Raw genomic sequence first — 9,188 nt, forward strand, 5'->3', positions numbered from 1 at the left:
TCACCGACAGGTCGGAGTGGCAGAGGCCGGCAGCCCCGATCCGCACCAGCACCTCGCCGGGTCCGGGCGGCGTCAGGTCGACCGTCTCGATCGCAAGCGGGCGCGAGGCCGCGAACGGCGGGGCCTTGGGCGCCTCGTGCAGGACTGCTGCGCGGATCTTCACTGCGGCTCCTCCCATCGTCCGGACCGGCGGGAGATCACCGCCACGACGATGGCCGCGTCAATGGCGCAATAGGCCAGACGAGCCGATGCCCGGCATCGGCTCGCGGCACTCCGGCAGGCGGCTGTCAAGCGGCGCGGTTGCGCTGGCCGTTGCCGCCTGGCCATTGCCACCGCTTGTGGGCCGGCGGCTCGGCTGGCGTCGCGTCGTCACCAGGCAGGGCCGAGACGTCCTCGGATTCAAGGGTGGTGCCGAGCGTCAGGTTGACGAGATCGGTCATGGTGAACCGGCCGGCATGGCTGGCGGGCAGGGTCGGCGTCCAGCCCGGATCCTGGGCCAGGAACGAGGCCCGATCAGCCAGGAGCAGCGCCACGAAGGTCCGGGCGACGATCTCCGCACCCACGCCGGCGAGCCGCTGCCCGCCAGCCCGCCGTTCCGCCTCGCGCAGGATGTAGAACCACAAGGGCGCCGGACCATGCCCGCCCTGGACGCCCTCCCAGAGTTCGGCCTCGCCCAGGGCGGGCTGGCAAAGATAGGCGGCGACGTCCTGGCCAGACGGCAGGCGCAGGTCCAGGCCGCGCTGCAGGTTGCGCGTCGCCAGCGAGCGGAACGCGTCCGGCGTGCCAGGCGGCACGACCCCGTCCGGTAGGCGCAGCAGCACGGTCGAGATCCGCGTGTCCAGGAACTTGCTGGGCTGGGCGTCGGGCCCGAAGAAGGCCTGCCAGTCGATGCGCAGCTCGGGCGGCACCGGCCGTCCGCCCCGCAGGTCGGTCACCGCCTCCTGGGCGGACGGGTCGTCCGGGAACAGGGCAGCCGCCCGGTCGGGGCCCATCAGGTAGCCCGGCCGCACCTGGCTGTGGCCCAGCCGGTAGGCGGCGACGCTGAACTCCACCGGCATGAACGGCTCGCCCGGGTAGAGGAAGGCCGGATCCGCCACGGCCCGCTGGACCAGATGGCTGCCTACCGTACGGGCCAGGAACTCGTGCAGCACGATCCACTGATAATGCCAGCGGACCAGCTTCTGGGCTGCCTCGAACCGCTCCCGGCCACCGAGTGCCGGATCAGTATGGTCGTCCAGCACCTTGTTGTGGAACTTCAGGAACAGGAGGTGGAGCTGGGAGACGATGACGTTCTCGTCGTTGCGCGGATCACCGATGATCGCGGTGCCCTGGCGGTTGCGCGGCAGGTCGCCTCCGTCCTCCGAGACGAGCAGGTGGAACGGATTGGTGCGGTCGTAGAGGAAGGGCTGCACGGCGGGCCCCAGCCCATAGACCGAATCCAGTTCCAGGGCCGGCGTGCGGAAATTGTGAGTGGCGTTCACGTCGACCTGCTGCTCCAGGATGGAGGTGGCATCCAGCGTCAGGTCGTGGTCGATGAACTGGCCGAGGAAGGTGTAGCCGGCCTTGATCCGGGGGTTGTTCTGCGAGGTGTCGGTGGGTGGTGGGTTGCCGCCATCCATGGCACCGCCCACCCGACCGAGTTCCGCCGGGCCGGGCGCGAAGTCGCGCAGCGAACGCAGTTCCGGGAACATCCGGCCGAAGCGGCCAGTGGAAGCGAAGCGGCCACGCGGCGCGTCGAGGCCGCGATCGGCAAAACCGTGCATGTCCGTTTCCTCGTTGTGATGAGCGGGGAACTGCCGTGGGCCCTGCCGAGGCCAGTATGCCGGCCGTTGCTGGGAAGGGAGGGGCAGGATCGCGACGAGACTATCCGGACAGCGGGAAAATACCTGCGATGTCGACCCGGTGGCCGAGAGGAAACGGCCGGGCGGGTGATCCTGCCCCACGCCCGGGAACTTATCCTGGATCGGACGAATGCTCGGTGATCTACGTCACCTCGAGGGAGCGGCCGCTTCCTCCAGCACTTCTCCCAGCGCCTCGACCAGTTGATCTGCATTGTCCTTCGAGAAGACCAGTGGCGGCCGGATCTTCAGGACATTGCCATGCCGGCCGGCCGCCCCGATCAGGATCTGCCGGCGGTGCAGCCCGTTGATCACCCGCGTCGCGAGTTCCGGAGCCGGCTGGCGGGTCAGGGGATCGCGCACGAACTCGACGCCGACATAAAGCCCGGCACCGCGCACGTCGCCGATCTCCGGATGGCCGTTGCCGGCAAGACCGCGCAGGCCGTCGCGCAGGTGGCGGCCGACCTTGGCGGCGTTCTCGACGAGCTGCTCGTCCCGGATCACGTCGAGCACGGCCAGCCCCGCTGCCGCGGCCACCGGGTTGCCGCCGAACGTGTTGAAGTAGCCCACGCTCTTGGTGAAGGCCTCCAGCAGCTCGCTGCGCGACACGACCCCGCCCATCGGGAAGCCGTTGCCCATGGGCTTGCCCATGGTGACGATGTCCGGGAGGACGCCATGGCGCAGGAAGCCCCACATCGCATCCCCGGTCCGCCCGAAGCCCGGCTGGACCTCATCCGCGATGAACAGACCGCCTGCCCGGTGCACCGCGTCCATCGCCGGCTTCAGGAAGCCTATGGGATCGGCATAGATGCCGTCGCTGGAGAAGATCGTGTCGGCCAGGAAGGCGGCAAAGCCGAAGCCGGATTCTTCCAGGCTGTCGATTGCCTCCTGCAGCTCGCCAGCGAAGCGCTGGCCAAGATCGGCGGTGGGCGCATGATAGGTGTCGGGCGCGCGCACGACGCGGACATGCGGCGGCAGGGGCTTGCCCGGCATCGAGGAGGGCGAGACCTCGGTCACCGCCAGCGTGTTGCCGTGATAGGCGTTGTCCGTGACCACGATGCCGCGCTTGCCGGTGGCCGCGGCGGCGATGCGCAGCGCCAGGTCGTTGCTCTCGCTGCCGGTGCAGGTGAAGGTCACCCTGTCCAGCCCGGCCGGGTAGGTAGTGAGCAGCCGCTCGGCATAGGTGTGGATGACGTCGTAGAGATAGCGGGTGTGGGTGTTGAGCGTCGCCGCCTGCTGCGCGATCGCTGCCACCACGCGCGGGTGGCAGTGCCCGACCGAGGGGACGTTGTTGTAGACGTCCAGGTAGCGGCGCCCATCCGCCGTGGTCATCCACACGCCCTCGGCCGACACGACATGCATCGGCTCCTGGTAGAACAGGACCGAGGTCGGGCCGAAGGTCTGCTGCCGGCGCTGGACCAGCGCGGCGGTGGCAGGTGGCAGCCCGCCCGCCTGCCGCGCGTCGAAGGCGTTGAGCGCCAGGATCTGCTGGCTCTCGGGAAGGGTCTCGGCGTCCGGCACGGGTCTTCTCCGGCGATGTCAGGCGTGTTCGGTGAGGAAGCGTTCGGCCATGGCCACCGTGCCCTCGGTGTAGGGCACGCCCATCTCCTGGGCGGTCGGGGTCTCGGCATGCGAGGCGATCCAGGCGGTCAGCAGCACCCGGCGCAGCATCAGGAAGACCGGCATCATCGCCAGATCCTCCGCGCTCATCGGGGCCACGCTGCGATAGCCCTCGATCCAGGCCGCCTGAAGTGCCGGGATCGCCGGATCGTCCTCGAAGAAGCTGACCGCGGCGGCGAAGTCGTACATGAACCAGGAGAAGCCGCAGTCGTCGAAGTCGATGATGCCGAGCCGGTCGCCCTCCACCAGGAGATTGGCTAGCCGCAGGTCGGCATGGATCAGCCCGAAGCGATCCGGACCATGGCCGTAGGCGGCAAGGCGGCCGGCCAGCACCTCAGCCGTGCGCTCCAGGAGCGCGCGGCCCTCGGGCGTGAGGCCCGGTCCGGCGCGCCAGTCGCCCCAGAGCGGCCGGCTGCCGAGCATCGCGTCGAAGTCCCAGGTCTTGCGCCGGAAGCTGCTGGGGCGCTGCCAGATGCGGGTATGGCCGTGCAGGCGGGCGCTGATGGCACCGAGCTGGCGGAACCACGGCACCGAATCGGCGGAAGCCGCTGGTTCGGTCCCGCTCATGAACTCGAAGGCTGCGACATGGCGGCGGTTCGCACCCTCGCCGAACGCGCCCAGCAGCCGCCCATTGGCTGTGGGCAGCGGCCTGGGTGTGGCGACCGCGTCGTCGGCACGCAGGGCGGCGATCCAGGCCAGCTCGGAGAGGATCTCGTCCTCGGTGTGATAGGCCGGGCGGTGCACCCGGAAGACGATCGGCGCTTCGCCGGGCGGCTCGACGAGGAAGGTGGCGTTCTCGGAGATGGTCAGAAGGCGCAGCGACGTGTCGCTCGGCAGGCCCCAGGCAGGCAATGCCGTGCGCAGGGCGCTCTCGAGCCGTCCCAGGAACGCAGCGTCGTACATGAACCCCTCACGAGCGATAGTGGCAGATACAACGATTCTTGTTTGGCTTTCAACACAGCCCTACCTGCCGCCGGACGGTTGCGCCCGTGGTCGCCGCGGGTCTAGCCTCTTCCATTGGGACAGGCAGCAGGGCAGGCAGGCAAGAAATGAGCCGGGCGTTCGTGAAGGAGCCGGACGGCGACAGCGCCATCGACGAGCTGCCGGACCGGCCGATCAGCCCAAACCGCAACCTGATCACGCCGTGGGGCCACGAGCGCATCCAAGCGACCCTCGCCGAGTGGCGGCGCAAGGAGGCCGCCACCCCTGCGGATGACCGGACGGCCCATGCCCGGATCGGCCGGGAGCTGCGCTACTGGCAGGCACGGGTGACCAGCGCCGAGGTGACCCAGCCGCCGGCAGAGCCCGACCAAGTCCGCTTCGGCTGCCGGGTGACGTTGGCGCGCGCGGACGGCAGCCGTCAGACGGTGGGGCTGGTGGGCGAGGACGAGACCCGGCCCGAGCAGGGCCTGATCGCCTGGACGGCACCCCTGGCCCAGGCCCTGATCGGCCTGGAGGAAGGCGAGACCGTCCGGTTCGGCGACGGGGAGCTGGAGATCCTGGTGATCGAGCCGCTCGAACCGGACTGAGGCTCAGCGCTCCTTTCGGCGCATCGGCATGGCATCGATCAGGCCGAACAGCTCCCCCTGCCATGCCGGCCGGTTCGCGCGCCACTTCACCCCGCCGTCCTTGCCCACCAGCAGCGCGGTGAAGCCGGCATCGGCCGGCAGGTCGAACGCGGCCTGCAGCAGGGCCGCCTGATCGTCCGCGGGTGCCCGGCCATGGACCGGCTCGATCCGCCGGCCGTCGATCACCGCGAAGACCACGAGGTCGCGCTCGTCGAGCTGATCCTGGACGGGCAGGAGTTCGTCGCGCTGCGCCTGGAGCTGTGGATCGCCGGACCCGGCGAACATCACCAGCACCCGGTTCTGCCAGCGATAGCTGTCCAGGGATTCCATGGCGGCGGCTCCGGTGGCGAGCATGGCAATGACCAGAGACACGGGCATGGCGAGACTTCGGGTCACTTGCATCCTAGCATCCCGGAAAGACGGGCCGGCAGGGCGCTGGCTTCCTGGCGCTACGCATGGCCAGCCGGGTCGGATCACGCATGGAAAGGCAGAAGATGGACTTCCAGACCGCGATCAGAACCTGCTTCAGCAAGTTCGCCACCATCCAGGGGCGCGCAGCCCGCGCCGAATACTGGTACTTCTTCCTGTTCTACCTGATCGTGATCTTCGCAGCCGGCGTGCTCGACGCCGTCCTGTTCCGCCATAATGCGAACGGTCCGCTCAGCACGCTGGTCTGGCTGGTCCTGCTGCTGCCCTGGCTGGCGGTGGCGGTGCGCCGCCTGCACGACCGGGACCGGAGCGGCTGGTGGCTGCTGCTCCATGTCGTGCCGGTGGTCGGCCAGATCGTGCTGATCGTCTGGTTCTGCCTGCCAAGCACGCCCGGGCCGAACCGGTTCGGCCCGCCGCCCGCCTGACCGGCGTTCAGCCGCGTGCCAGCGCGCCGTCCAGGAGCGGCGTGGGGTGGTCCGGCAGGTATTGGCGCGACAGCTCGATCAGGCCACCGAAGCGCCGCTCCTTCTTGGCGGCGTGGTTGTGCGCGATGTCGGCCAGGCGGTGGCGCAGGAACGGGTTGGCGAACCGCTCCATGACCGTCCGCCGGTAGGCCACGGCCTGCTCGCCTAAGCCCATCGCCACGAACACCGGCAGCACCTCTTCGTCATAGACCCGGTCGAGGCTCGCCACCATGTCGGCGTCCTGCAGGATCTGCAGCAAGATCTCGTCGGGGTCGCGCCGGTCCAGCAGCCAGCGCTCGGCCAGCCAGGTGTGCCCGAGGTTCAGGATGAACAGCTTGAGCCGGGCGTAGCGTTCCAGATCCTCGGTCACCACCACGTCGGGATGTTCCAGCGGCACGAACAGGCCGGGTGCCTGGCGGATCGCCCAGAGCGCGTAGGGCTCCGCCACGGCACCCACCGGCTCGATCGGCTCGCTGACGATCCGGTCGACCAAGCTGTCGGCGAACACCACCTCGGCCTCCAGCCAGCTCAGGAAGCCGGCCGAGGCCCCCCACTGCCGGGCGAGCCCGGTGACGATGCCCCGCAGCACCTTGCCGTTATCGGTGATCAGCTCCAGCGGGAACACCGACAGCGGCGCGCCACCCGCCTCGTGCCGCGCCTGGAGCAGCCGGACCAGCTTGCCGGGAAAGGAGCGCGGCACTGGTGTCGCAGCGTCGTCGTCGGGGTGCAGCTCGTAGCCACGGTCGGCCGTGTTGCTGAGCCATGCCCGCACCTGCGGGTCCGCCGCGTCGGCCCGGACCTCCTCCCACTGGGTCACCGCGTCCAGTGCCCTGACGACGCTGGTCACCTGCACCTGCCGGTCGACCGCCTCGCCATCCACCAGGCCGCGGATATGGACCGGGAAGCCGGCCCCATAGGCCAGAGCTGCCGCGCGCCTGGCCGCTTCCGGCGTGCCGCTGGTGGTGACGGCCACCACCGGCCCGGCTGCCTTGCCGGCCGCCAGCGCCTCGTCGAGCATCAGGTCGGCATGGGCCTGGAGCAGCCGTCCGGTCCCGAACTGCAGGATGGCAGGGTGCATGGCTTTCTCTCGTCCCTTCGGCATCGCCCTATGTCCGGTGCCCGGACCCTAGGAGCCATTGCGCGGTACAGCCAGACCCCGCCTCGCGGCAAGGCGGGACAGCCATGCCGGAACCGACGGTTTCACACTCCGTTTGCCTGGGACATGGTCGGCATTGACCGGTCAAGCGGACGAGGAGTGAGGCGATGGACGATCTTCCGGTGAGCCATGCGCAAAGATACGGCGAGCTCACGCCGATGCAGCGGGGTGCCTATCTGCTGGGCGGGCTGGTCCTGGCCGCCGCCGGTGCCAGGCCGCGTCCGAACCCGCTGCTGAGCGTGGCAGCGCTCGGTGCCGGCGCCTATCTGGCCTGGCGCGGTGCGGAAGGCCACTGCCCGCTCAAGGCGATGATCGACGAGGAGCGGGCCGGCTCGCGCCCCATGATCGAGCCGGGCTAAGATCAGGCGGATCGAGCGGCGATCATCACGAGGCGAGGCCGGACGCCGATGGCGGCGTGGTTGCGCCGTCGCCCGCCCGGAGCCACAGCCGGGCCGGGCGGGCGAGCGGCGATCAGACCCGCGAGCGCCGGCCTGCGATCATGCCGTAGATCGCCAGAACGATGATGGCGCCGACCACGGCACCGATGAAGCCCGCCCCTTCGCCGGCCCGGTACCAGCCGACCGCCTGACCGAGATAGGTGGCGACGAAGGCGCCGACGATGCCCAGGATCGTCGTGAGGATGAAGCCGCTCGGCTCCTTGTCGCCCGGCATGATCCACTTGGCGACGAGGCCGGCGAGGAAGCCGATGATGATGGTCCAGATGATGCCCATGACAGCCCAATCCCGGTGCGTGGTTCTGATGGCTCGGCGTGCTCGAGGCTCGCAGTGCCTCTGATTAAACTACACAAGCCGTCGACGTTCCGGCCACCCCTCGCGGCGACGCACTTTTTGGACATACAGGGCGCTTCCTTCCGGGGCGGTGCGGCTGCCCGTTCTGTCGGCAGGCGGCCGTGCGGCTGCCCGAAGTGCAGGCAATGCGCCTCTTCCAGACGCTCCCGGCTGCCGCCATGGTGCGGCGGCACGCGGCTTGCTGCCGGGCAGGTCGACCCTTGGGAAAGGCTTCACGATGGCGATCCATGTCGCCCTGCACCACCGCACCAGCTACCGCTACAACCGCCGGGTCGAGCTGGGGCCGCAGATCGTGCGCCTGCGGCCGGCCCCGCACACGCGCGGCCGCATCCTGAGCTATTCGCTGAAGGTCCAGCCCGAGGAATACTTCATCAACTGGCAGCAGGACCCGTTCGGCAACTGGCAGGCCCGCTTCGTCTTCCCCGAGAAGACCGACCATTTCATCGTTGATATCGACCTCGTCGTCGAAATGGCGGTGTTCAACCCCTTCGAGTTCTTCGTGGAAGACACGGCCGAGCAGTGGCCGTTCGCCTACGCCAAGGATCTGAAGAAGGAACTCCTGCCCTATCTCGAGGTCGAGGCGCCGGGCCCGCTGCTCTCTGACTTCCTCGCCGAAATCCCGCGCGCGACGACCAATACGGTCAACTTCATCGTCGACCTGAACCGGCGGCTGCAGCAGGCGATCGGCTACGTGGTCCGCATGGAGCCGGGCATCCAGACCACCGAGGAAACACTGGCCAGGTGCAGCGGCTCCTGCCGCGACAGCGCCTGGCTGCTGGTCCAGATCATGCGGCAGCTCGGCATCGCCGCCCGCTTCGTTTCCGGCTACCTGATTCAGCTCGCCCCCGACGTGAAGCCGCTGGAAGGGCCGTCCGGCACGGAGGTGGACTTCACCGACCTCCATGCCTGGTGCGAGGTGTTCATCCCGGGAGCCGGCTGGATCGGCCTAGACCCGACTTCGGGCCTGCTGGCCGGCGAGGGCCACATCCCGCTGGCCGCCGCCGCCGAGCCGCAGAATGCGGCGCCCGTCTCCGGTGGGGTCGAGCCGGCCGAGGTCGATTTCGGCTTCGAGATGAAGGTGACCCGGATCCGCGAGACGCCGCGGGTCACCATGCCCTACACGGACGAGCAGTGGCAGGAGATCCTGACCGAGGGCCACGAGGTCGATCAGCGCCTCCTCGGGGGCGACGTCCGGCTCACCACCGGCGGCGAACCGACCTTCGTGTCGATCGACGACATGGAAGGTGCCGAGTGGAACACGGCGGCCGTCGGCCCCACCAAGCGGCGCCTGGCAGAGAACCTG

General features: G+C 69.4%; 10 protein-coding genes and 1 pseudogene. 4 read left to right on the plus strand and 7 right to left on the minus strand.

What is annotated here, in order from left to right; genetic code table 11:
- From EQG76_RS33310 to EQG76_RS07430, 4 genes and pseudogenes are all read right to left on the minus strand, one after another.
- Window positions 1-163: pseudogene (locus EQG76_RS33310) on the minus strand (alcohol dehydrogenase); the annotation flags it as partial.
- A 124-nt stretch (window positions 164-287) separates the two neighbouring features.
- Window positions 288-1,763 carry a peroxidase family protein gene (locus EQG76_RS07420; RefSeq protein ID WP_159712018.1) on the minus strand — a complete coding sequence of 492 codons (1,476 nt, stop codon included), beginning with the start codon at window positions 1,761-1,763 and terminating at the stop codon, window positions 288-290.
- 225 nt (window positions 1,764-1,988) lie between these two features.
- Window positions 1,989-3,359 (minus strand): aspartate aminotransferase family protein, encoded by a 1,371-nt coding sequence (locus EQG76_RS07425; protein ID WP_159712020.1) that lies wholly within the window; start codon window positions 3,357-3,359, stop codon window positions 1,989-1,991.
- 18 nt (window positions 3,360-3,377) lie between these two features.
- Window positions 3,378-4,361, minus strand: coding sequence for a phosphotransferase enzyme family protein (locus EQG76_RS07430; RefSeq protein WP_159712022.1), 984 nt, complete (start codon window positions 4,359-4,361; stop codon window positions 3,378-3,380).
- 146 nt (window positions 4,362-4,507) lie between these two features.
- Between EQG76_RS07430 and EQG76_RS07435 the strand changes: the two genes are divergently transcribed.
- On the plus strand, window positions 4,508-4,987 hold the full coding sequence (locus EQG76_RS07435) for a GreA/GreB family elongation factor (protein ID WP_159712024.1): 480 nt from the start codon (window positions 4,508-4,510) through the stop codon (window positions 4,985-4,987).
- Between the two features lie 3 nt (window positions 4,988-4,990).
- On the opposite strand, the gene EQG76_RS07440 is transcribed toward EQG76_RS07435, so the two are convergent.
- The gene (locus EQG76_RS07440) at window positions 4,991-5,404 is read right to left on the minus strand and encodes a DUF4174 domain-containing protein (RefSeq protein WP_159712026.1); all 414 of its coding nucleotides are present in this window, start codon (window positions 5,402-5,404) and stop codon (window positions 4,991-4,993) included.
- 101 nt (window positions 5,405-5,505) lie between these two features.
- Here EQG76_RS07440 and EQG76_RS07445 point away from each other — a divergent pair, with 101 nt between their 5' ends.
- On the plus strand, window positions 5,506-5,880 hold the full coding sequence (locus tag EQG76_RS07445; protein WP_235031246.1) for a DUF805 domain-containing protein: 375 nt from the start codon (window positions 5,506-5,508) through the stop codon (window positions 5,878-5,880).
- Window positions 5,881-5,887: 7 nt separating this feature from the next.
- Here EQG76_RS07445 and EQG76_RS07450 read toward each other — a convergent pair whose 3' ends face one another.
- Entirely contained in the window at window positions 5,888-6,997 is a 1,110-nt protein-coding gene (locus tag EQG76_RS07450; RefSeq protein WP_159712028.1) for a mannitol dehydrogenase family protein, read from the minus strand.
- 185 nt (window positions 6,998-7,182) lie between these two features.
- Here EQG76_RS07450 and EQG76_RS07455 point away from each other — a divergent pair, with 185 nt between their 5' ends.
- Window positions 7,183-7,434, plus strand: a complete 252-nt coding sequence (locus tag EQG76_RS07455; protein WP_159712030.1) for a hypothetical protein — start codon at window positions 7,183-7,185, stop codon at window positions 7,432-7,434.
- A 112-nt stretch (window positions 7,435-7,546) separates the two neighbouring features.
- Here EQG76_RS07455 and EQG76_RS07460 read toward each other — a convergent pair whose 3' ends face one another.
- Window positions 7,547-7,807 (minus strand): GlsB/YeaQ/YmgE family stress response membrane protein, encoded by a 261-nt coding sequence (locus EQG76_RS07460; RefSeq protein ID WP_159712032.1) that lies wholly within the window; start codon window positions 7,805-7,807, stop codon window positions 7,547-7,549.
- Window positions 7,808-8,102: 295 nt separating this feature from the next.
- Here EQG76_RS07460 and EQG76_RS07465 point away from each other — a divergent pair.
- On the plus strand, window positions 8,103-9,188 hold a 1,086-nt coding region (locus EQG76_RS07465), incomplete at its 3' end, for a transglutaminase-like domain-containing protein (RefSeq protein ID WP_200840624.1).

The sequence above is a fragment of the Geminicoccus flavidas genome, assembly GCF_009806515.1.
GTDB classification, from domain to species: domain Bacteria; phylum Pseudomonadota; class Alphaproteobacteria; order Geminicoccales; family Geminicoccaceae; genus Geminicoccus; species Geminicoccus flavidus.

What these genes read in the sequence shown, in the direction of transcription:
- EQG76_RS07420 (WP_159712018.1), bottom strand. Translation starts at nt 1,763, where the DNA reads ATGCACGGTTTTGCCGATCGCGGCCTCGACGCGCCGCGTGGCCGCTTC.
- EQG76_RS07430 (WP_159712022.1), bottom strand. Translation starts at nt 4,361, where the DNA reads ATGTACGACGCTGCGTTCCTGGGACGGCTCGAGAGCGCCCTGCGCACG.
- EQG76_RS07435 (WP_159712024.1), top strand. Translation starts at nt 4,508, where the DNA reads ATGAGCCGGGCGTTCGTGAAGGAGCCGGACGGCGACAGCGCCATCGAC.
- EQG76_RS07440 (WP_159712026.1), bottom strand. Translation starts at nt 5,404, where the DNA reads ATGCCCGTGTCTCTGGTCATTGCCATGCTCGCCACCGGAGCCGCCGCC.
- EQG76_RS07445 (WP_235031246.1), top strand. Translation starts at nt 5,506, where the DNA reads ATGGAAAGGCAGAAGATGGACTTCCAGACCGCGATCAGAACCTGCTTC.
- EQG76_RS07450 (WP_159712028.1), bottom strand. Translation starts at nt 6,997, where the DNA reads ATGCACCCTGCCATCCTGCAGTTCGGGACCGGACGGCTGCTCCAGGCC.
- EQG76_RS07455 (WP_159712030.1), top strand. Translation starts at nt 7,183, where the DNA reads ATGGACGATCTTCCGGTGAGCCATGCGCAAAGATACGGCGAGCTCACG.
- EQG76_RS07460 (WP_159712032.1), bottom strand. Translation starts at nt 7,807, where the DNA reads ATGGGCATCATCTGGACCATCATCATCGGCTTCCTCGCCGGCCTCGTC.